18 protein-coding genes are annotated in these 24,449 nt (G+C 44.4%); 6 read left to right on the top strand and 12 right to left on the bottom strand.

Annotated features, from left to right (window positions below; translation table 11 throughout):
- Positions 1-93: 93 nt before the first annotated feature.
- Positions 94-729, bottom strand: coding sequence for a hypothetical protein (locus I6E86_RS05030; protein WP_197175786.1), 636 nt, complete (start codon positions 727-729; stop codon positions 94-96).
- 220 nt (positions 730-949) lie between these two features.
- The gene (gene leuA, locus I6E86_RS05025) at positions 950-2,734 is read right to left on the bottom strand and encodes a 2-isopropylmalate synthase (protein ID WP_197175785.1); all 1,785 of its coding nucleotides are present in this window, start codon (positions 2,732-2,734) and stop codon (positions 950-952) included.
- A 222-nt stretch (positions 2,735-2,956) separates the two neighbouring features.
- Here leuA and I6E86_RS05020 point away from each other — a divergent pair, with 222 nt between their 5' ends.
- Positions 2,957-3,445: an Lrp/AsnC family transcriptional regulator gene (locus I6E86_RS05020; RefSeq protein ID WP_197175784.1), complete on the top strand. Its 489-nt coding sequence runs from the start codon at positions 2,957-2,959 to the stop codon at positions 3,443-3,445.
- 5 nt (positions 3,446-3,450) lie between these two features.
- Here the strand turns inward: I6E86_RS05020 and I6E86_RS05015 are convergent, their stop codons facing one another.
- From I6E86_RS05015 to I6E86_RS04995, 5 genes are all read right to left on the bottom strand, one after another.
- Positions 3,451-4,707, bottom strand: a complete 1,257-nt coding sequence (locus I6E86_RS05015) for a YbfB/YjiJ family MFS transporter (protein ID WP_197175783.1) — start codon at positions 4,705-4,707, stop codon at positions 3,451-3,453.
- 124 nt (positions 4,708-4,831) lie between these two features.
- A complete protein-coding gene (locus I6E86_RS05010) occupies positions 4,832-6,175 on the bottom strand; it encodes an ABC1 kinase family protein (protein WP_197175782.1) in 1,344 nt (447 codons plus the stop codon).
- Positions 6,176-6,345: 170 nt separating this feature from the next.
- Positions 6,346-7,149 carry a HesA/MoeB/ThiF family protein gene (locus tag I6E86_RS05005; protein WP_197175966.1) on the bottom strand — a complete coding sequence of 268 codons (804 nt, stop codon included), beginning with the start codon at positions 7,147-7,149 and terminating at the stop codon, positions 6,346-6,348.
- Between the two features lie 45 nt (positions 7,150-7,194).
- The gene (gene prmC / locus I6E86_RS05000) at positions 7,195-8,067 is read right to left on the bottom strand and encodes a peptide chain release factor N(5)-glutamine methyltransferase (RefSeq protein WP_197175781.1); all 873 of its coding nucleotides are present in this window, start codon (positions 8,065-8,067) and stop codon (positions 7,195-7,197) included.
- 47 nt (positions 8,068-8,114) lie between these two features.
- A complete protein-coding gene (locus I6E86_RS04995; RefSeq protein ID WP_197175779.1) occupies positions 8,115-10,031 on the bottom strand; it encodes an AmpG family muropeptide MFS transporter in 1,917 nt (638 codons plus the stop codon).
- A gap of 776 nt (positions 10,032-10,807) precedes the next feature.
- Between I6E86_RS04995 and katG the strand changes: the two genes are divergently transcribed.
- The 5 genes from katG to I6E86_RS04970 all read left to right on the top strand — a co-directional run bounded on the left by katG (position 10,808) and on the right by I6E86_RS04970 (position 18,643).
- The gene (gene katG, locus I6E86_RS04990; RefSeq protein WP_197175965.1) at positions 10,808-12,994 is read left to right on the top strand and encodes a catalase/peroxidase HPI; all 2,187 of its coding nucleotides are present in this window, start codon (positions 10,808-10,810) and stop codon (positions 12,992-12,994) included.
- A gap of 336 nt (positions 12,995-13,330) precedes the next feature.
- Positions 13,331-14,260, top strand: a complete 930-nt coding sequence (locus I6E86_RS04985) for a LysR substrate-binding domain-containing protein (protein WP_194363147.1) — start codon at positions 13,331-13,333, stop codon at positions 14,258-14,260.
- A gap of 252 nt (positions 14,261-14,512) precedes the next feature.
- Positions 14,513-17,071, top strand: coding sequence for a membrane-bound PQQ-dependent dehydrogenase, glucose/quinate/shikimate family (locus I6E86_RS04980; RefSeq protein WP_197175777.1), 2,559 nt, complete (start codon positions 14,513-14,515; stop codon positions 17,069-17,071).
- Between the two features lie 357 nt (positions 17,072-17,428).
- Positions 17,429-18,430 carry an LLM class flavin-dependent oxidoreductase gene (locus I6E86_RS04975; protein WP_197175775.1) on the top strand — a complete coding sequence of 334 codons (1,002 nt, stop codon included), beginning with the start codon at positions 17,429-17,431 and terminating at the stop codon, positions 18,428-18,430.
- Positions 18,431-18,478: 48 nt separating this feature from the next.
- Positions 18,479-18,643 (top strand): hypothetical protein, encoded by a 165-nt coding sequence (locus I6E86_RS04970; RefSeq protein ID WP_197175774.1) that lies wholly within the window; start codon positions 18,479-18,481, stop codon positions 18,641-18,643.
- 97 nt (positions 18,644-18,740) lie between these two features.
- Here the strand turns inward: I6E86_RS04970 and I6E86_RS04965 are convergent, their stop codons facing one another.
- The 5 genes from I6E86_RS04965 to grxD all read right to left on the bottom strand — a co-directional run bounded on the left by I6E86_RS04965 (position 18,741) and on the right by grxD (position 24,377).
- Positions 18,741-19,772, bottom strand: a complete 1,032-nt coding sequence (locus I6E86_RS04965) for an ornithine cyclodeaminase family protein (protein ID WP_197175773.1) — start codon at positions 19,770-19,772, stop codon at positions 18,741-18,743.
- 67 nt (positions 19,773-19,839) lie between these two features.
- Entirely contained in the window at positions 19,840-20,799 is a 960-nt protein-coding gene (locus I6E86_RS04960; protein ID WP_197175772.1) for an AEC family transporter, read from the bottom strand.
- Positions 20,800-21,037: 238 nt separating this feature from the next.
- Positions 21,038-22,933, bottom strand: coding sequence for a tRNA uridine-5-carboxymethylaminomethyl(34) synthesis enzyme MnmG (gene mnmG, locus I6E86_RS04955; protein WP_197175771.1), 1,896 nt, complete (start codon positions 22,931-22,933; stop codon positions 21,038-21,040).
- Positions 22,934-23,219: 286 nt separating this feature from the next.
- Positions 23,220-23,750, bottom strand: coding sequence for a hypothetical protein (locus I6E86_RS04950; protein ID WP_197175770.1), 531 nt, complete (start codon positions 23,748-23,750; stop codon positions 23,220-23,222).
- Between the two features lie 276 nt (positions 23,751-24,026).
- Entirely contained in the window at positions 24,027-24,377 is a 351-nt protein-coding gene (gene grxD / locus I6E86_RS04945) for a Grx4 family monothiol glutaredoxin (RefSeq protein ID WP_197175769.1), read from the bottom strand.
- Positions 24,378-24,449 lie beyond the last annotated feature (72 nt).

Below are 24,449 nucleotides of genomic sequence, written 5' to 3'. Positions count from 1 at the left end.
GACCCATAAAAAAACCGCTATCAATATAGCGGTTTTTTTATGGCGTTTAGAGCAGGTTCCAAGGTTAACCCACTACTATCTAAACCTTGTCTGTTATGGCAAAACTCTATTAAAGCTCATAAAGCACTCGTTGCCATCAGGGTCAGCACACCACTGCATTTGATTGCCATCATGGTACAAGAATGCAATCAATGCTTCATCAGTTTGGTCAATCTGATTGCCTGAGCAATCGATTTCATTATTGTCATAAACCGTCTTGATGGCGATAATAGGCAGCCCCTCTTCACGATGCGTGACTAGGTAACGACCATAGGTCCACTCTTTACCACTAGAAGCTCGCATCTCGTTATCAGCGCCAAAATTATACAACTCGCGGCACTGATTAGACTTATTGACTGAAGCAATCAGATTTTTGCTCGTAGTCGGCTGAATATTTAAGACGCGCGCCTCGCTTTGTGTGAGTATGCCACCATCTGTACCTGCTTCTATCGCTGGCTCTTCATTACTCGACTCTATGAGCTTTGATGTTTGCACATCACTTAATGCCGCTTGCCGAGCTTTCGCTTCTTTGGTCATTGTAATATTGCTATCTAAATCAATTTCCCATTGTCCGACAATGGCTGGACTGATATGAGTCGTAATGGTTGGCTGGGTGGTGACCCCACCATTTACTGGCAATGATGCTAGGATAGATGCGAGAGAAAAGGAAGCAAATGAGAGAGGTTCCATGATTAACCTTTTATTTATAATATTTTAATATATACATTAGCGTAAGTCTTAGACACCCAAAACACAAGTAACATTATGCTATTGCTCATAAATCCATAATCGGAACGTCATAGGCTTTTACCGCAAAAAAACGCCATCGCTTTACTTGCTAGAGACAAGAAGCGATGACGTTATTAGCATACAGAACTTTGCGTAATATTATTTGCTACTTAACCAACCACTAAGCAGCTTCTGTATTTAGTGCTTGAGCAAAGGCTGATAACGCCCCTTTTAGCATGGCTGATACTGTGCTACTACAAGTACCGATGCCAGAATAGACCTCACCATCGACATTTAGTTGAATGTAGGCTGCCGCATTCGCATTGGTTTTGTTATCACTATTGGTATCATCATCGATACCATTACCGCTGTTGTGATGCGGGTTAATCGCATGCTCTGCATAGTTAATGATATGTAGTGATTTGCCCGTATGCTGAGCCAATCCATCGATAAACGATGACAACGGCCCATTACCAGTACCATCGATATTAATCGTATCACTGTTCATCTGTACTTGACCGCTAAAATAAGCCTCGCCGCCTTTATTACTGACACTATAATCTAGTAACTCAAACTTGCCTTGCTGCAAATACGTGTCTTCAAAGGTCTGTAGGATTTCGTCATTTTGCAACTCGCGAGCAGCCGCTTCAGCTTGTTTTTGTACCACACGGCTAAAGTCAATCTGCATCCAACGTGGCAAGTTAAAGCCGTAGTTACGCTGCAAGATGTACGCGACGCCGCCTTTGCCTGATTGACTATTGATACGTACCACGTCTTGATAGCTACGACCAATGTGCGCAGGATCAATGGGTAGATAAGCCACATCCCAGACATTGTCCGTCTCGCTCTGATTGCTTTCATTGTAGTCGAGAGATTTTTTGATAGCATCTTGATGCGAGCCACTAAATGCTGTGAAGACCAACTCGCCTACGTAAGGATGACGCGGGTGCAATGGTAAGTTATTACATTCGCTCACCACCTGTACGATTTCACTCATATTGCTAAAATCAAGCTCAGGATCGATACCTTGGCTAAACAAGTTCATGGCCATGACCATGATATCCATGTTACCTGTACGCTCGCCATTACCAAGCAATGTACCTTCGATACGATCTGCACCTGCAAGCACACCCAATTCAGCTGCCGCTACCGCACAGCCACGGTCATTATGAGTATGCAAGCTCACAATCACATGCTCACGCTGCGCTAGATTGCGGCAGAAGTACTCTACTTGATCAGCAAAGACATTGGGCATAGATGCTTCGACAGTCGCTGGCAAGTTGAAAATAACTTCCTGACCCTGCTGTGGTTGCCACACGTCACACACTGCATCGCAAACCTCTACGGCATATTCAGTTTCTGTCTGGCTAAAGCTCTCTGGCGAGTACTGAAATACCCAATCTGTCTCAGGATACTTTGCTGCATATTCTTGTAATAGCTTGGCACCTGCAATAGCAATCTCTTTGATTTCAGCTTTATCTTTGCCATAGACTTTTTCGCGTTGTACACGGCTGGTTGAGTTATAAACATGGACAACCGCACGTTTTGCACCTTTTAATGATTCAAAAGTACGGGCAATTAAATGCTCGCGCGCTTGTACCAATACTTGTAGCGTTACATCTTCAGGTACGTGGTTTTCTTCAATAAGCTTACGCGCAAAGTCAAACTCTACCTGCGCCGCTGACGGGAAACCAATCTCAATCTCTTTAAAACCAACATCTACTAAGGTCTTAAAGAAGCGCATTTTTTGTTCAATGGTCATCGGATCAATCAGTGCTTGGTTACCATCACGCAGATCCACACTTGCCCATATCGGTGACTTCTCAATCGTCTTGCTTGGCCAAGTACGATCTGGCAGCGATGGCGCAAATGCAAATGGACGGTATTTACGGAAGTCAAAAGCAGCACTTTTTGGTGTGATCTTTGCAGTCCCTGTGGCTGCAGTGTGCGTGGCTTGGTCAGACATAATCAATCCTTAGATGACTTGGTTATTTATATATTTAGCTAGGCGATTAGCTGTTTATTAGATCAATGTTTATCATACGATGATGATTAACTTTTATACCATAATAATAGCAAAGTTTAACAGAGAGAAACCTGCTTTCTTTCGTTCTATTTGTCATTATTTTAGTGGAAAAACCTAAATTACCCATTATAATCGAGTTAATTCACTATCAAGGTCATAAAGATGCCAGATAATCAAGTTGAAAATACATTAGCAGCAGATATAGATGAGATTGATAGACAATTATTACGCTTGTTGCAAACGCAAGCGCGTATGAGTATTACTGAACTTGCCGAGCGCGTCAACCTATCTGCTACCCCTTGCGCACGCCGTATTAAACGCTTAGAAGATACGAATATTATCACCGGCTACCAGACCAAGACCGATGCACAAAAGCTTGGCTATCCGCTAGCTGTGTTTATTGCTATTAGCATGGATCATCATACAGCAGAGCGTTTTGAGCAATTTGAACGCAAAGTTCAGAGCTTTGAGGAAGTTATTAGCTGTAGTATTGTCACAGGGCGTACAGAAGACTATCTTATTAAGGTAAGGGTACGTGATATGGCGCACTATGAAGAGTTTTTATTGCATCGGCTTAATCGTATCGAAGGCGTGGCGCAAGTTCATACCAGTTTTGAATTACGAGAAGTATTTAGCCGTAGTGTGGTTTAGACGCTCTAAGCGATCGTTGGCGACTGTCGACGAAACAATATTAATAACACCAATCCAATCATCAACCCAACAGCAGCAACAAGTAACCCTGCATTGAAATTACCATCCTGCCCTGCCAGCGCTACCGTGACCAAAGGTCCCAAGAACTGCCCTAATGCATAAGCCAGCGTTGCCAAGGCAATCAGCAAATTAGAATAGGCAGGGTTGATGTTTTTAAATAAAGTGAGTGTCATCGCTACCATACCGACGAAGGTCAATCCTAAAATTGCAGCATTACCATATAACCCAAGCGCACCATCAAACCATATCGGCAAGCACATACCAAATGCTTGCAATACTGTCAGCCCCATTAAAGTTTTTATCTCACTGATACGCTTGGCAAGCGCGCCCCATAGTGGGTTTGACAACATTGCAAAAATACCAACGACCAACCAAATCATTAATCCAGCATACGTCTGTGTCGTTAGGCGCTGCGCGGCCATAACGGGCAGAAAGGTTGCTGAACTGATATAACCAAACCCTGCCAGTACATAGCTGACAAAAAGTAAAGCAAGCGCTTTATGGTGTCCAGAAACGGCTTCATATAAGGCGCGTTTAAAGTTCAAATAGGCCTGATGCACTGACACGTGCTGTTTTGCATCAATCTGTTGCGAGTCCAGACTCTGTATTGTTCTTGGTTTTACTGCATACAGTAGCCATACGAGCGGTAAACTGGTGACGCCTGCTACCAGCCAAATTACATCGAAGTGATAACCTAACTTTAATAGCCACCACGTCACTATGGCAGAGGCGCTAATGCCGACACCGATGCCTGCATAGTGGACTGCTGATAGGACAGAACGGCGCTCAGGGCTAAGGTTTTGAATGACAAATGATGAACTCAATATCATCGCTACCCCACTTGCAATACCTGCGATTAAGCGAATGATATACCATAGCATGAGCGACATATTTGGTATGACGAGTAGCATCGTTGTGGCAACACTTATAATCGCCCACAGCGTCATGGTCTGCCATGTTGAGCGCTGAGGCACAAACATAGCAATAAGTGCACCTATAAAGTAGCCGATATAATTGATTGATGCCAGCCAGCCAGCAATCGTCGTTGATAGCGACAATTGCACCATAATATCAGGTAAGGTGGCGGTAAAGAGGAAGCGGCCATAACCCATAACGACTGCCATGCAGTACATACCGATACAGGCAATGGCAGCTTCGTTGGTAATCGTCGGGACCATACGGCTTTTAAAAGCAGTCATCATGACAGCGCCATTTTTGTGGCAATTAGCACACAATCCTTTGTGTTAGACAGTCAAAAGCAGTAGTAAAAAAGCAGGAATAAACAGTTATTAGATATGTTAGGTCGAGATGAAATATCAGCAAAAACTATGATACGTCTAACGTTGGTGTCTCTACTGTATCCTGCCCTAGCATCTGTACACGCTGATCGCTAAACATATCCATATCTGGAGCTAGCGTACGCATAAACCGATCGAAATACAACATCTGTTTGGTCAATAGAGCAAAGTCGCGTGGGAAATGAATACCATGACGTTTGCCAACTTCGACAATCTCCAGCATCATTTTATTGAGCTCATCAGCTTGCTCTTTACTATTGAAAGGTACACCACTGGTAAAGGTTTTATCTTCTGCCATGATGGTTGTCATCATTCGTTGCAAGTCATTCCCCAGTGCAGCCACATCGACTTTATTGCCACCATGCGTCATCTCCATATCAATCATATGGCGAGCCATAGCCTTATAGTCACTGTCTTGCATGGCTTGCATCATGCCCATGCACGCACGCCAGCTCTCAGCTTTGAGCTTACCGACAATACCAAAATCTAAAAAGCCAATACGGCCGTCGGTCAATAGCATCAAATTACCCGCATGCAGATCAGCATGGAAACTGTTGCACAGCATGAGGCTGGCAAACCATGTATTTAAAGTGTCTGCCATGACTTGCGCAGGATCAGCGCAGTATTGGCGCATGAGCGACTCATCGACCATAGAGACGCCATATAGACGGCTCATCGTTAGTACACGCTTGGTGGTCAGCTCTTCATAGACAGTTGGTGCAACGACACGAGTATTGCCTGATACGGCTAAAAACTGCTGAAAATCGCGAATATTCTGTGCTTCAGCGATAAAATCAGTCTCGGCAAGCATGCGCAGACGAATCTCATCGATAATTGGCGCAATACTCGCAAACTTCATTGAGGGCATCAGGATCTCAAGCAGTTTGGTCACGCCATGTAAGACGCCCAAATCAGTCTGCATAATAGTCTCGACGCCAGGCTTTTGTACCTTTAGCACCACCTCATCGCCATTATGCAAACGTGCTGCATGAACCTGAGCGATAGAAGCTGATGCTAATGGCTCTGAGTCAATATGGGCAAACTTATCAGCAAGCGTCATGCCATCAATCGCCAGCTCCTCTGTCAGCACCTGCTCGATATAAGCATAAGACAATGGCGTGGTTTGATCCAAACAGCTCTGAAAAGCCTTGACATAATCACGTGGAAACAGCGACGGCGTACTGGCGATGAACTGACCGATTTTGATATAAGTCGTGCCTAACTGCTCAAAGGTTTCTTTGAGTAGCATCGCGTCAGGTTTCTCACCTTTTGCCACTCTTAGCGCAGACAGACCTGCTACGCTCGCTGTTTGGCGAACACGATTGACGACATTGAAAGTATGCTTTAATAAATGCGGACGATGAATTTTCATAAAAAACAACTATGGTAATAAGAAGGATGTTTGAAGATAGGCAATACAATATAGAAATACGTTAAAATCAGATTACTCAGTTATAGTCGGTTCAATATAATTTGGATACAAGGAAGGCAAGTGAAAGTACTATAAGTCGTAGACTAAGCAAGCCTGACACCGTATCCAATTTATAGAGGATTGACTATAGGACTGCTACATACAGGACACTGCGGGTCTTTTCTATAGCCCATTAGCCGCTGCTGCATTTGGCTACCATCCCATATAAGCAGCTTGTTTGTCAGTGGATTTTTGGTTAATCCTAAATATTGTAAGGCGGCATTAGCTTGTAGGTTACCCACAACGGCAGTAGTACTGGCTAGCACTCCTGAATTGGCACACGTACGTTCGTCAGCGGCTTCGTCAAGCACCACTGAGCCAAATACACAGTGATAGCAACCAGTATCGAGCTGAGGTTCGAACAGTGCTAACTGACCTTGCATCGCAATCGCTGAGGCAGATAACAGCGGAATCTGATAGCGCACGCTGATACGATTGATAATGTCACGTGTGGCAAAATTATCCGTGCAGTCCAGTAGCAAGTCAGGCTTACCTGTTGCCATATCGAGCAATTCATAGGCATTGTCTTCATCTAACCGCGCAACTGTGCCGCGAGTCTTTATCAAAGGATTGATGCGCTCTAACATGGCTGCTGCGGTCAGTGCTTTGGGCTTACCGATATCGTCAGGTAAAAACAGCGTCTGGCGTTGTAAGTTGCTTGCCTCAATCTCATCGTCGTCAATCAGATGGACATAACCAACCCCAGCACGTACCAATGTCTCAGACGCAGGACAACCTAGACCGCCTGCCCCTATCATCACCACGCGTGCTGACTTTAGTCGCAGCTGAGCATCCATATCCCAACCGTCTAGCAGTATTTGCCGTGCATAACGCAGCAGCTCGTCATCTGATAGCTGTACCAGCGCCTCTACCATAATCATTCAAAGCCTATAATCAAATAAGTTTACTAAAAAGTTTGTCTACTGAGCTTGTCCTAGCGTGACGCGATCATTACCACCGTAGTCTTTTACGGTATGTACTGACTCAAACCCATTGTCTAGAAACAGCTGCCGAACCGCACCCCCTTGATCATGGCCATGCTCGATAGCCAATAATCCACCTGCGCATAGGTATGTCGTAGCATAGGAGACAATATGCTCAATATCAGCCAGACCATAATTGGGTGCACTCAAGGCGCTGATCGGTTCAGCTGTTAGATGGGCTAAATGTGCGTCTGCTTCATCAATATAAGGAGGGTTTGACACGATTATATCAAACTGTGGCTCATCGCAAATAGGCAGTGCCTGATACCAACTGCTTTGAATAAATTCAACATTGGCAACGTTATTGCTCACGGCATTATGCTGAGCCACTTTAAGCGCCTCTGACGACAAATCAACTGCCACGACTTGCCAATTAGCGTGCTTTAACTCATGAGCGAGACTGATCGCAATACAACCTGACCCTGTCCCCAAATCTAGCAATCGCTTATGACTGTTATGTATTGGCTGAGCGTTTATCCAATCTAGCACCTGCTCGACCAAAACTTCTGTATCAGGCCTAGGAATCAAAGTATGCTCATTCACGCTAAAGTTAAGCGACCAAAACTCCTGCTGTCCAGTCAGATAAGCGAGCGGTATGCCTTGCTGCATTTTCACCACACCAGCATTGAACTGCGACATCTCTCTATCAGTTAGCTGATAATCTTCATCCATCATCAACGCTATCGCAGGCTTATCAATGACATACAGTAGCCAATCCGTAAACCAAAACGACGGTAGCTGATTATTTGACTCATCATTCGTCAGTTGCTGTATGTGCTGCTTGATGTGACGAATGGTCGATGCGGTCATAGATAACTCTTAGAAAACGATGAATGAATGTAAAAATACTGCTTAGTCTACTCTGACGCGCGCGGTGATTCTTTAGTATCTGTCGAGTTTGGATTGGTTTTGCTCAGCTTATCACCTATGCCATTACCACTGTTTCCATCATTATTGTCATCGCCATAAATGTCATCATTATCACCAATGACGATATGCTTATCGACAAAATAAATCAGCACCAAAATTGGGATACCAATCGCAAAGGTAAAGATAAAGAAAAATGGATAACCCATATTATCGACAATAGCACCCGAATAGCCGCCCATCACTTTGGGTATCAGGGTCATGAGTGAGGAAAAAATCGCATACTGTACGGCGGTAAAACGAATGGAGGTCAACGCGGATAAGAAGGCAATAAAGACGGCGCTTGCAAGGCCCGCTGCCAAGTTATCAAAAATCACTGCCAAATACATGAAGGGCAAACTGCCTGGATTGTATGTCAGGAGCACAAACAGTAAGTTGGTCGCACAGGCTAAAATCGCGCCAATCATCATGGCATGCATCATACGGAAACGCTGAGCCAATAGCCCGCCTAAGAAACCACCTGCAATCGCCATGATCACACCGACCAGTTTTACGGCATTGGCGATGTCTGTTTTGCTAAAGCCCATGTCTTGATAAAAGACGTTTGAGATAACCCCTGCTACGATATCTGAGATGCGGTATAGACCAATCAATAATAATAGTAATAGCGCTTTTTTGCCATAACGGCGAAAGAAATCTAAAATTGGCTCAACCCAAGTTGCCATGGCCACTTCTTTTTTGACCAGACCCACTTGTACCAACACATAACCTGCTACCATTGCCGCACCTAAGCTCACGAGCAGATGCAAGGTTTCTACAAGGAAGCTGACAAACGCCCCTTCAAACACTGGCAGGACTTGTCCCATCACTATATAAGCGGCAATAAACGCAATCACTGAAAACACAAACAATGCTACTAATCTGACGTAGTCTTCACGAGTTTCGGTGACCAATGGCGCTTTATTAATGATTTTAGGCTGATTGATAATGAAGTAGAACAGGAGCAACGGTGCGCACGCAACCAATGCCAAAAAGTAAAATTTGATGGCTGGCATCGCCATTAATGGTATTAAGGCGATTGTGCTATTAAATACTGTATTAATCAAAATATTAATTAGATAGATCACACCAAACAGCAAACCCGGTACGAGCAGTAAACCAGAGTACACAAGGAATATTTTTAAATTGCTTTTTTGCTTTTGGGTTTGTACCGTCTCAGCAGTTGGCTCATAGCTGGCAAACGTCGTTAGTACCCCTAATGTCATGACGCCTGCCATGATGTAGTAAGTATTACGCCATGCCTCATAACTATAAAAAGTCTCATTTGAGCCGAAATAATCTGCCAAATACAAAGCGCCCGCCCCAGCCACAATCATGCCGATACGGTAGCCTGACACATAGATAGATGACAAAATAGACTGCATAGAGGGCGGTGCCAGCTCGATACGATAAGCGTCAATCACGATATCTTGTGTGGCAGAAGAGAAGCCAAGCAGCACGGCAGCGCCTGCCATATATACCAGTACATCCTCACTGACAGGGTTCACTTTTGCCATCAAAATGATCGCCAACACAATGAGTAGCTGCGACACGACCATCCAACTGCGGCGACGCCCAAGCCATTTGGTCAAAAACGGCACAGGGAGCGCATCAATCAATGGTGCCCAAATAAACTTGAACGAATAACCTAATGCTGCCCAACTAAACATGGTCACCACATTTCGGTCTATGCCTGCTTCTCGAAGCCATAATGACAGACTTGAGAAGATAAGTAAGATGGGAATACCTGCCGAAAAACCCAAGAACAACATAATGATAACGCGAGGATCTAGATAAGCTTTTGCAGCTTCACCCCATGATTTTTTGACAACGGTTTGATGGGGTGGCACAGATTTGACGGCAGACATAATAACTCACCAATACTTAAGACAAAGAACACAACTGCGCACAATTTTTATCAATCTTTAGAATCGGTTATCGATAAAGGGATCGATAAAAATTGCTCAACGTTGCACAAATATAAGAACCACGACAAAACCAGTTATGGTACTTGAGAACCTCTACCTTGACTAGATATTTTTGCATTAACTTATTGATAGCATGCGTCATGCGATGGCTTATATTTCTTGATAGTCACGCAAACAATTGCATTGTCCCAACAAGGTTACCTTAGCTCTCTTATTTCTTACTAAACGCTCTCTTGAAAGATGTCTGACAATCACAGTATTTATAGGTAATATAAAGGTAGCAATAAAATTGACGCAAGCTTAATTAGTTGAGCGTACTCTATTGATTTAACCTTAACTGGCGATGATGAACTCAGGCATTAATAAAGGTTTAGATAAACAAAACATCAAGCTTTTTATGATTGGTAATTTAAAACTTATAATTCTTATATATTAGTTTTATAAATACATAGACCTTCGCTATGCTCTATGTATAAACAATGATTATCTCGATTAACTATTTTTTCTTTTTATTATCACAGCCTAGGAGCTCCATTATGTCTGACTCTACCAACACCCCAGCTGACAGAAACACAGCGCAGACTACTGCCGGTTGTCCCGTAAACCACGGAGATAACAATGCGCCCACTAATACAACTTATAACCAAGGTGATGATAAAGGCCCAACGATTCATAGTGAAAACGTCGATCATACGCATGCACCGCAGCGTCCTAGCATGGGCGGCTGTCCTGTCATGCACCAAGCGCATACCACAAGTGCTTCTGCTGCGACAGATTGGTGGCCAAATGCTCTAAACTTAGACATATTGCATCAGCAAGATAAAAAGACTGACCCAATGGGTGAAGATTTTGATTACGCTGAAGCATTTAAACAACTAGACTTAGAAGCAGTCAAAACTGATCTGAAAAACCTAATGACAGAATCACAAGAGTGGTGGCCAGCAGATTGGGGACACTATGGTGGATTGATGATTCGTATGGCTTGGCATTCGGCTGGTACGTATCGCCGTGCTGATGGCCGTGGTGGTTCTAACACTGGTAATCAACGCTTTGCCCCTCTAAACAGCTGGCCGGACAACGTTAACTTGGACAAAGCACGTCGTCTGTTGTGGCCAGTCAAGAAAAAATACGGCAACAAACTGTCTTGGGCTGACCTTATGATATTAGCGGGTAACATGGCTTATGAGTCTATGGGCTTTAAGACCTTAGGTTTCGCTGGTGGACGCGCTGATATCTGGCATCCAGAAAAAGATATCTATTGGGGTTCTGAGCGTGAGTGGCTTGCCGCTACCAAAAACCGTTACGACAATGATGAAGAACGTGAATCATTAGAGAATCCTTTAGCCGCTGTGCAAATGGGCTTGATCTACGTCAACCCTGAAGGTGTCGATGGTAACCCTGACCCAATCAAAACGGCACAAGATATCCGTACTACGTTTGGTCGTATGTCGATGAATGATGAAGAGACGGTTGCTTTGACAGCTGGTGGTCACACCGTTGGTAAATGTCACGGTAATGGTGATGCAACGATACTAGAAGATGAGCCAGAAGGCGCTGACATCAAAGAGCAAGGCCTAGGCTGGCGCAACCCTAACGGCACAGGTAATGCAGGTGATACGGTTTCAAGTGGTATCGAGGGCGCATGGACCACGAATCCAACCGAATGGAACTATGAGTACTTTGACCTACTGCTCAATCATGAGTGGGCATTAACGAAAAGCCCAGCAGGTGCGTGGCAATGGGAGCCTGTCGACATCAAAGAAGAAGACCGTCCTTTAGATGCGCATGACCCAAGTGTACGCCGTAACCCAATCATGACTGATGCTGATATGGCGATGATTAAAGATCCTATTTATCGTGAAATTTCGGAGAATTTCCACAACAACCCAGAGTACTTTGACGAGGTGTTTGCAAGAGCTTGGTTTAAGCTAACCCATCGTGATTTGGGACCAAAATCTCGCTATTTAGGTGCAGACGTACCATCAGAAGACTTCACATGGCAGGATCCAATTCCAGAAGGTAACGCTGATCTGAGTGCTGATGATATCGATCGCCTAAAAGCACAGATATTGGACAGTGGTATTGATCATCGCGAGCTTATTATTACCGCATGGGATAGCGCTCGTACCTTCCGTGCTTCAGACTATCGCGGCGGTGCCAATGGTGCTCGTATCCGTTTAGCCCCACAAAAAGACTGGGCGGGTAATGAGCCTGAGCAATTAAATCGCGTACTTGCAGCGCTTACGACTATCCAAACGAACTTCGATAAAGAAGTAAGCATAGCGGATCTAATCGTATTGGCTGGTAATACTGCCATTGAGAAAGCCGCAGCTAACGCAGGTGTTGAGATTGCCGTACCATTCAATGCCGGTCGCGGTGATGCTAGCGATGAGATGACTGAAGCAGAAAGCTTCTCTGATCTTGAACCGTTACATGATGGCTATCGCAACTGGATCAGAGGCAGCTACGTGGTCTCTCCTGAAGAGATGCTATTAGACCGTACGCAGCTAATGGGTTTAACAGCTCCTGAAATGGTGGTATTGATTGGTGGTATGCGAGTTCTCGATACCAACCATGGTCAGAGCCCACAAGGCGTCTTTACTGAGCGTGCAGGCACTCTAAGTAATGACTTCTTTGTTAACTTGACTGACATGAACTACACATGGAATCCTGTTAAGACCGATAACAATGATGCCCCTGCATTATATGAGCTGCGTGAGCGCGGTACGGGCACTGTAAAATGGCAAGCCAGCCGTGTAGATCTGGTCTTTGGCTCAAACTCTATCTTGCGCGCTTATGCTGAACTATACGCACAGGATGACAACTTAGAGAAATTCGTTCGTGACTTCATTCATGCTTGGAGCAAGGTTATGAATGCAGATCGCTTTGATGTCGCTCAATAATCGTTATTTATTGAGTTTATCGATACTATATAAATAAAAAACAGCTATCTTTTAGAAGGTAGCTGTTTTTTTGTGTTCAAATCTTTTACATACAGAAACCATGAACACTTATATATCGTGTTACTTCGCTTTATTAATACGAATTACTATTGCTAGGATTGCCAAATAGTGTTTCTATATTCATAATTATCATAAATTGATAGCTATTTATTATATACAAGAATAATAGCTTTGTTCTACACTACTCGCTTACGGTATGTTTGTACGCTTTTACTTTCATATACAGACCTTTCAAATACAGATAAGGTTTGTATAGTTATACAATAGGATTCAGTTATGGCAATCGACGTAGTGGTCAACCAACGGCATTTACAAATTCAGCTCAAGCAGTTGGAGACAGTATGGCATACGGTGATCAATGGCTATAACTTAAGTCAAGCAGCGACCGTACTGCATACCAGCCAATCGAGCTTATCAAAACATATTGCCGCACTCGAAAATCAACTGAAGACCGAGGTTTTTGTTCGTCAAGGTAAGCGACTGACAGGGCTTACGACCATGGGCACAGCGCTCATGCCGCATATTGAGTCTATCTTTGCTGAAATCCGTACCATTGAAAACCTCAGTTTAGATTTTAATAATCCAAATATCGGCACATTAACGATTGCCACGACTCACACGCAGGCACGTTATGTATTGCCGCAAGTGGTCAAAGAGTTCAAGGATCGTTTCCCTAAAGTAAATCTAATCTTGCAGCAGGCAGATCCTGAGACCATCGCACAGATGGTCATTCGTGGGCAGGCCGATATCGGTATCGCTACTGAGTCCTTGCTACACAATAACTATCTACGCTGTTATCGCTATTATGATTGGACGCATCGCGTCATCGTACCTAGCGATCATGAGCTTGCTAGCCTAGAGTCTATCGATTTGCCTACCCTTGCCAGCTATCCAATTGTGACCTATCACGGCGGCTTTACTGGACGCGGCGCAATCGATAAGACCTTTGAAGACGCAGGTCTAGAGCCGGATATCGTACTAGCAGCGCTCGATGCTGACGTGATTAGTACCTATGTTGGACTTGGCCTAGGCATTGGGATTATCGCAGAAATGGCCTTTGAGCCAAGCCATTATCAAAACTTAACTGCTATCCCAGTGGATCACTTCGGACGTTTTACCAGTTGGATGGCAGTACGTGATGATGCAGAAATCCGTCAGTATGGTCGCGCCTTTATGGAGCTATGTCAGAAACAATTTAACAACTAAAACCACCCTACCAAACCGTTACTCCTAGCTTACCCTACCTTTACCGAACTTATGCATAAATGATAAAATAGAGTCTAGAACGTCATCCAGCGTTTGATTTATTTTTTCTTTATGCATGTATTGCTGGACGCTTAGACATTCAATGACTTAAACATTCAATGACTTAAACATTCAATGACTTAAACATTTGATGACTACTGGGTGTCGACCACTGCATGTCCATTTGCTTCTATGTAACAGGTGATACCGCTCATGGAAAAATTCGTAGCGATCATTATGGCAATTTTCGCCGCCCCTCTACTTATCGGCGGCGCTTATCTGCTCTCTTTAGGCGGTAGTCCTTACTATCTCTTTGCTGGCGTTATCATGCTAACGACAGCATTTTTATTGTTCAAAAAACATTGGAGTGCTTACGGGCTATACGCTCTCTTTATAGTCGCGACCATTGTCTGGGCACTTTGGGAATCTGGCTTCTATTGGTGGGCGCTAGCACCTCGAGTTGGTTTCCCGCTCATATTTGGTTTGCTCATGCTATTGCCATGGGTATCGAATAAGATGCGTGGACACAAGACGCCAATATCGACGAGCGCTGCTAGCACGCCAACGACCACAGACACGACTAAGAAAAGCCCTCTGTACTATTGGGGACTGCTTGCCAGTGTCGGCGTAGGCGCGCTGCTCTCCTTTGGGAGTTTGGCAAACAATGCCACTGATAAATTAGGCGAACTTGATTTATCTGCTACAGATGATGGCGAGCAAAACGCAACATCAACCGATACTGCTGCAAATCTTGGTGATCCTCTATCAAACGGTCAGCAAACGCCAGATGGTGAATGGAGCGCGTATGGTCGTACTGACTATGGACAACGCTACTCTCCTTTGACTCAAATCAACACTGATAATGTCAAAGATTTAGAGCTGGCTTGGCAAATCCAAACAGGTGATGTCAAAGGTCCTGACGATGTCGGCGAGACCACTTATCAAGCAACGCCGTTAAAAATTGGTAATGCGCTGTACTTATGTACGCCTCACAACTGGGTAATGGCACTAGATGCTGACTCTGGTGAATCACTATGGACGTTTGATCCAAAAGTAGAGAAAAACCTACAACGTCAGCATCAAACTTGCCGAGGTGTGTCTTATTATGCTGGTCAATCTGGCTCTAATACGACGCCTGCCCTTACTAATGAAGAGACAAGCAATAACAGCGCCATTACTAATAAAGCTGCTGCAACCAGCAATGTGATGGTTGAAAAAATCGCTGGTAATACTTTTGAAAACGCCTCTAAACAGTGCGATGCCAAGATATTTATTCCAACCTCTGATGCTAAACTATATGCACTTGATCCAAATACTGGACAACGCTGCCAAGATTTTGGTGATGATGGTGCACTAGATTTGATGCATAACATGCCATTTAATCAAGCAGGGTATTATTATTCGACGTCACCACCAGTAATCGCCGGTGATACCATCATCGTAGCTGGTGCTGTCAACGATAACTATGATGTCAACTCACCTTCTGGTGTGATCCGTGCTTATAATGTCAATACTGGTGAGCTACTTTGGAACTGGGACTCAGGCGATCCTGAAAACACAGCGCCTTTCGATGTCAATGATCCAACCCAAACTTACAAAACCAGCTCGCCAAATTCATGGGCGATCGCCAGTGCCGATGAAGAGCTTGGATTGGCCTACTTCCCAATGGGCAATCGTACGCCTGATCAGCTAGGCAGTTATCGAAATGCCGCTGAAGAAAAATATGCAACGTCTGTGGTCGCGTTAGATATCAAGACGGGTGAAGCGCGCTGGGTTCAGCAGTTTGTCCATCATGACCTTTGGGATATGGATACCCCTGCTCAGCCAACATTGCTTGACCTAGATACTGCTGATGGTGTCCAGCCTGCGTTGGTCGTACCGACTAAACAAGGTGATGTATATGTCTTGAACCGCGCAACAGGTGAGCCTATTGTACCGATCAAAGAGCGCGATGCGCCGCAAGGATATCTGGTAGCAGGAGAACATGCGGCACCTACTCAGCCTTACTCTGGCTTGAGCTTTGAGCCTGCACCACTGACTGAAAAAGACATGTGGGGTGCTAGCCTCATTGATCAAATGATGTGCCGTATTGAGTTCAATCAGCTCAATTATGATGGCCGTTATACGCCACCATCAACTAATGGTAGCTTGGTCTATCCTGGTAACTTCGGCACCTTTAACTGGGGCGGCATCGCTGTCGATCCTGAAAATGGCGTGATGTTCGGTATGCCGACCTATTTGGCATTTACCTCAAAACTCATTCCTAGAGAGACGTTGGGTGATGCGGAAACCAACAAAGGTGAGCAAGGAGTCAATGCTAATGAAGGCGCCGATTATGCAGTCGAGCTTGGGCCTTTCTTATCACCGCTTGGTGTCCCTTGTCAGCAGCCACCATGGGGCACGATAGCAGGTGCTGATCTGGCCACAGGTGAGATTGCTTATCAGCGTAAAAACGGTACCGTACAAGACTTGTCTCCTATTCCAATCAAACTGGAATTGGGTGTCCCTGGTATCGGTGGTCCTATCATCACTAAGGGCGGCGTAGCGTTCTTATCAGCGGCGACGGAAAATAACTTCCGAGCTTATGATCTGAAAAATGGCGATGTGCTATGGAATGTTCGTATTCCAGCAGGCGGTCAAGCCACACCAATGACTTATTTGAACTCGAAAGGTGAGCAAATGGTGCTCTTGGTTGCTGGTGGACATGGTTCAGTTGGTACAACAATTGGGGATTACGTCTTGGCTTATAAGCTTGGTGATCAATCTAAATAGCACTATATTAGATAGCACCTAAGTTGAATAACATGATATTGATAAAGCGCTAATGATTTGATTCATTGTTGCTTTATCACTAGCCAATCAAAAAAGCAGGTAACTTAGGTTGCCTGCTTTTTTTAATGCCAAAACATAATGCCGTTAAGGCCTCTTATGACCTTACTTATGGTTTATTTATAGCTTATTTTGACAAACGACAACTTTTATAAATACATATTAATAATTGTTAAGTGAGCTTAAATACAGAGTTAGTCTACTTTGTTATGATTGATTAACAGTGGCTAGAGGTACTTGAAACTGTCACCGACCATAAGCATATCAGTAGAAAATAATTAATACACTACTGGAACATTTATGAGTAATAAAATCCCTTTGTCTTTCCTAGATCTCGCACCTGTCCCTCAAGGCAAAACCATCGCTGAAGGCATCGCGCAAACAGTCGAAACCGCGCAGCAAGCAGAAAAATCAGGCTTAAACCGTTATTGGATGGCAGAACATCACAATATGCCGGGTATCGCCAGTGCAGCCACGTCAGTACTACTATCGCATATCGGTAGCCAAACCAAGCGCATACGTATCGGTGCTGGCGGCGTCATGCTACCCAACCATGCCCCTCTAGTCATTGCCGAGCAGTTTGGCACCTTGCAGGCGCTTTATGGCGACCGTGTAGACTTAGGTTTAGGCCGTGCACCTGGTACTGATGGTGCAACGTTTCAGGCACTACGTCGTCAAATGAAAGATGCAGAACGCTTTCCACAAGATGTACAAGAGCTCATGTACTTTTTAGGCAATGATACAGATGGCAGCCCTGTACAGGCATTTCCTGGTGCAAAATCAGGCATACCTATTTGGATATTAGGCTCTTCTCTGTTTGGCGCGACCTTAGCTGCACATTTAGGACTACCCTATGTATTTGCCTCTCACTTTGCACCGCAAATGCTTGGACAAGCAATCAATGCCTATCGTGAGCAGTTTAAACCATCTGTCTACCTAGATAAGCCTTATGTAATGCTGGCTGCAAACTTGTTACTGGCTGATGATGATGCGACGGCTAAGTATCACTTTACCTCAGCGCAGCAGAGCTTTGTACGTTTGCGCCGTGGTGAGACAGGTCAAATGCCCAAGCCTACTCACGATATGGACAGTATCTGGAGTCAAGCAGAAAAAATGATGGTAGATAATGCTCTGTCAGTATCATTTATTGGCTCTGTCGAAACCGTCAAACCAAGACTCGAAGCATTTTTGGCAACTTATCAGCCAGATGAGCTGATTGTGACGGCTAATATCTATGACCAAGCCGCCCGTATCCGTTCACTTGAACTTACACCGGCGCTAAACTTATTTACTTTACAATGAAATGAGACACTTGCATAATTATTGTTGAACCTTAACTGGATTTTTGACATGGAAGCAACTCCCATTATCGGTGCCTCATTACTCATTGGCTCATCAATATTTATATATATTATGGCCTTTCTTGCGGTGATGGCTGTCGGTGGTTATCTGACCTATCGTACTAGTCCAAAGCAGAAGCAGCGCCGCGAAGACAAGCGTAACAGCGAACGCTAAATCAAACTAAAAGCCCTCTTTTCTTATTTGAAAAGGGGGCTTATTTAATTTTACTATCCGTCACAGAATAATTTATTATTTTCAATGATAAGCAGTTTTACCAATCTATTGAAGAACCTAGACTCTGTTGTTGGGCTTGTTTTGCCACATATAATGCAACTGCTGCATCGAAACTGGCCGCACCGACCGATTTAAATAGCGTAATACCTTTATCGCTCTTAGCAATGCCTTCTTTTAATGTGCCGGTAACCAACGCTTGCAAATCCCCGCTCAGATCATCCCATACCCACGTACAATCATCGCTATCATGCGCCTGAATTAAGTCACCCGCTTCGTGATGGCTGCCAGCCAAATCATCCACGATGACCATCTTACTCTTGGCAATCACATCATTACTGATCTCTTTCATTGAAGGCTGATAGGGCCCGACTGCATTGATATGTACTTCAGATTTGATTTGATCAATGCTAAATAAACCTTCAGTGGCACGAGTTGCTACATTAATAATATCTGCGTCACGGACGGCGTCGTCTAACGCTTTGCAGACCTGAATATCTACATTCCATTGGGCATAATCACGGGCAAAACGCGTTTTAAATTGCTGTGCGCCTTCATGATTTCTATTCCATAAATACACCGTCTCAATCTCTGGATGTACCGTTAGCACCGCATGCAATTGCTCATAAGCCATGCCGCCACAACCAACCACTGCGACACTCTGGCAATTGGCTTTTGCCATATACTTGGTCGCGATACCTGACAATGCGGCGGTACGTACCTGCGTAATATAGATGCCGTCCATAACTGCTAGTATAGCGCCAGTATCGTTATTTGATACGGTAACAATAGCCGTGGTCGTTGGCATATCACGACTGGGATTATCAGGGCAAATAGTCACTAATTTTACGACCGTGTATTCATTATCGCCATCATACATCGTGGCTGGCATAGATAGATGTGATCCTGAACGATGACTATCAGAATCAGTAAAGGTGCTTATCACCAAACGCTCAGGGGATTTAATCCAATTAGGATGTGCTGCTTGCTGATGTAACAATGTCTCAATCGCATCAATGGCTGCCTGCATATTAAGGTGTTCCGTCACGACTGCTTTATTTAACAATTGCAAGATTAATGCTCCTACTTATAAATTTATTATTTAACTCTTGTCTTCTCTTAGATCGCCAAAATAGAGCTTACATCATACCCAATCCACGTAAAGTTGCCGCGCCAATTGCCATGCCAAACATACCGACGACTGTGGTAAACGCTAAAATATTGGCTGCGAGTATGTCATTGCCACCCATTGCTTTTGCCATAACATAGCTGGCTGCAGCAGTTGGCGATGCCACCATCAAAAACAGCACGCCCATGTGTACGCTAGATAGGCCAAATGCCAAGCCAACGGCGATAGCGATTAATGGCGCAATGACGATTCGACCAATGCTGGCCTGCATGGATAAGCCTGAGGGATGCAACATAGATTTCAAATTGATACTAGCACCAGCGCAAATGAGTGCTAGTGGTAATGCAACGGCGGCTAACAAATCACCTGTGGTATGAATCACCCCTGTGAGTGGCGGTAATGGCAGTGCTTTATATACAAATGCGCCAACCAATGCCAAAATCAGTGGATTGGTAAATAGCTTTTTGACAATCATAGTGCTACGGCTGACCCATGTATCATCTATGCTTTTGGATACGCGGCTTAGGGTAATGACCGCTAAAATATTAAACAGTATTGTCACCACACCCATATAGACAGCGCCGATACTTAGACCTTGCGTGCCATAAGCGTTAGCCACGGTTGCAAGGCCAATGATGGCCATATTGCTACGGAATACCCCTTGTACAAACACACCTTGGTCTTCAGGACGCTTGACGAAGCGTTTGGCGTAGATCTCTGCCCCAATAAACAATATAAACGTCACTAAGATACCCACTAAAATTAGCGTGATTTGCTTGGCATAATCGACGTCACTATCGACCACACTAAAGAACAGCAAACATGGCAGGCAATAGTTAAAGACAAAACTTGATGACTGATCGATAAATGTCTGGCTTGCCTCACCACGCCTTTGCATAAAAAAACCCAACCACATCAAGGCAAGGTTGGGTAGGACAATAGTAATCGCAAAGACAATAGCATCAATCATAAATGGGCTCAATTCGATGACCTGCCCATCATGAGATGAGCATCAACGAGATAAGTTAATAGATAGTAGTAAGGTTTTTTGACCTAGTATAGAGACAAAGTAGACAATAAGACAAGGTCACCTGCTCCTTTCTTTCAAGGAAGACTGTATTTTTGACAAACAAAAGCCCGTAATGATATCTCGTTACGGGCTTTTTATACTATGAGTACTTTGTTGTAAAGGCTTTACTGTATTGCTATCATGAGTTCAAAGCAGCTTTTACTTTTTTGTGCTTTTTAATCGTCATCGCTAATAGCTGTATCGCAGCAGGTGTGACACCGCTCACACGACCCGCTTGCGCTAGCGTAGCCGGACGAATATGTGTGAGCTTCTGCACTATCTCGTTTGAGAGACCAGAGACGATACTATAATCAAAATCTAGCGGTAATGCGGTGTTCTCTAGACGTTTCATCTGATCGATCTCTTCTTGCTGACGATCGATGTAACCTGCATATTTGACAGAAATCTCTATCTGCTCCCCAACTTGTGTATCCACTGTTGAGTCAGTAATGGCAGCGATATCCGCAAAATGAATCTGCGGACGCTTTAGCAAATCAAAGACAGTCGACTCTTTGGAGAGCACCTCGCCCGTTTGCTCAGCGACTTGCTTACCCAGTGCGTTAGCAGGGGTTGCCCACATGTCTTTTAGGCGTGAGGTTTCTGTGGCGATGGCTTCCATTTTTTCTTGATAGGCTTGCCAGCGCACATCGTCAACTAGACCAAGCTTGCGACCTGTTTCAGTCAAGCGCTGATCGGCATTGTCTTCACGTAGCAATAGACGATATTCTGCACGGCTCGTAAACATACGATACGGTTCAGTAGTACCGTGCGTAATCAAATCATCGACGAGCACGCCAAGATACGCTTCATCGCGGCGCGGTGTCCACACATCAAACTCACTGTTATTAGTGGTCACGAGTGCCGCATTAGTACCTGCTAGCAACCCCTGCACGCCTGCTTCTTCATAGCCAGTTGTACCGTTAATCTGACCTGCGAAGTAAAGACGATCGATAGACTTAGTCTCTAGCGTTGGCTTTAGGTTTTGCGGATCAAAGTAATCATACTCAATCGCATAACCTGGACGGGTAATATGGGCATTTTCTAACCCTTTCATACTATGAATAAACTCTAACTGCACATCAAATGGCAAACTGGTTGAGATACCGTTTGGATATAGCTCATGCGTGGTCAGACCTTCTGGCTCAATAAATATCTGATGGCTGTCTTTATCCGCAAAGCGGTGAATCTTGTCTTCGATAGATGGGCAATAACGTGGACCCACGCCTTCGATTTTTCCAGAGAACATCGGAGAACGGTCTAAATTCTCACGGATGATGTCATGAGTACGCGCATTGGTGTGCGTGATATAGCAATTGACCTGCTCTGGATGCATAGACACATCACCCATGTAACTCATGACTGGTAGCGGTGTATCACCCGGCTGTACGGTCATCACACTAAAGTCAACGCTACGAGCATCGATACGCGCTGGTGTACCTGTTTTTAGACGACCGACTGGCAATTTAAGCTCACGCAAACGATCTGCCAACTTGATAGAAGGCTGATCCCCTGCGCGTCCACCATTTGAGTTCTCTAAACCGATATGGATCACACCGCCCAAGAAAGTCCCTGAGGTCAGTACCACTGTTTCAGTCTTAAAGATAATGCCTGTCGAGGTTACCACTGCTGTCGCGCGGCCATTTTCGACCAAGATATCATCAGCAGCTTGCTGGAATAAGTCTAGGTTTGGCTGGTTCTCTAATGTATGGCGAATAGAGGCCTTATAAAGAATACGATCCGCTTGCGCGCGTGTGGCACGAACAGCAGCACCTTTACGGCTGTTTAGCACGCGAAACTGGATACCTGCTTTGTCTGTAGCTAGCGCCATCGCACCGCCCAATGCATCAATCTCACGCACCAAGTGCGACTTACCGATACCACCAATCGCAGGGTTACAACTCATTTGCCCGAGCGTCTCAATATTATGCGTCAACAATAAGGTCTGCGCGCCCATACGTGCGGCTGCCAAAGCAGCTTCTGTGCCAGCATGACCACCACCGATCACTATCACGTCGTAATGTTTTGGGTATTGCATGTGTGCCTCACTTGACTCATAACGCTGCCGACGGCCCTATTCTATTATCAAACCGTGTGATTATAAAACAGTATGGCAATCGGCAAATAAACGTCAGTCGAATTTATAAAAAAGACAACGACTCAGATAAGTCGTTGGTAATTGGGTAGATAACCTATCATTATAACAATTTTTTGACGCTTAAAAAACGTTACGACAAAAACTATTAAAATTAAGCATTATTGAAATTAATAACTATAAGCTTAGCGATTGGTCACCTAGCAACTAACAATTTAGTCACTAACCTCTAGTTACCAGGACTTAGCGGTACGATTTGATCGAATTGACCACTAGACAGTATATGATGGCTACCATAGCCTTCTGGATTGATCTGTAGATATGCATTCATCTGACCAATCGCATCACCGTCATCGCTCGCTAAAATCTGCGCTTTGATTAACTCAACAGGCGGTAACAGTAAGTTTTTGAGCAATGCCAAGCGCTGTTGGTTGTCCCCTTTATTGGCCACAAGCTCAATCAACTGGCGCGCGTCAATTGGTAGATCTGGTGTGTTTTGTGCCAGTAATGCCAAGTGATAAGCACCTGCCGTATCTTGATCGGCGACTATGCGCTGTTCAATAGCAATATACGTCGCTTCTGTCGCGCCGCCTGCCACACTAAGCTGATGAATACATTTCAGAGCTGAGTTGGACTCACTATTGGCAATCTCGATGATGCGCGTCGATTCGTTTTTTAAATGCTCGCGGCGTTTCTCAATTGCCGCTTGCTCAGCAGATACTGGTTCGGGCGTTTGTTGTTCTATTGGTTGATTGCTCATAATGCTCTCTTATCATTTGTATTTTTATAATGCTTACTGTTGAGCCATATATGGGGTCAACATTGACAAAAACAACAAAAGCCCGAGCGACCAATTAAGGACTGACTCGAGCTTTTATCGTTAAAACTTATCCGCTTGATATAGTCGATTCAATTTAAAAGTAGTACAAGGCAACCAAGTGTAGATGTATAGGTGATACTTCAAGCGAGGTTAACGCTGTCATACTTTTATAGTGGAATGGCTATAATAAAAAAGCTTAGATAAGTGTTTCTAGCATTAAGCCGCTGGGCTGTTTGCTTCAACCAATGGCTTTAGCTCACCTGATTGATACATCTGCAAGATGATGTCTGATCCACCCATCAACTCGCCATCAACCCATAATTGCGGGAACGTTGGCCAATTAGCAATTTTTGGCAACGTTGCACGGATTTCTGGGTTTTCTAAAATATTGACAAACGCAAATGGGCGACCGATCTGAGTAAGAACTTCAATCGATTTAGCAGAAAAGCCACATTGTGGAAACTGCGGTGTGCCTTTCATATAAAGAATAACTTTATTGTCACGGATTTGATCACGGATCAATTGTTCAACGTCGTTTGCAGCAGTGTTTGGGGTTTGCTCAGTCATAAAAGCTCCTATTGATAAAGCGGTTCATTGAAATGATTATTTATATAAAAATAATTGTGTAAATACGTGGCT

This window comes from Psychrobacter sp. SWN149, from assembly GCF_015864565.1.
In the GTDB taxonomy this organism is placed as follows: domain Bacteria; phylum Pseudomonadota; class Gammaproteobacteria; order Pseudomonadales; family Moraxellaceae; genus Psychrobacter.
Note: the sequence above shows the minus strand (reverse complement) of the source record. Positions and strands in the feature narration are given on the sequence as shown.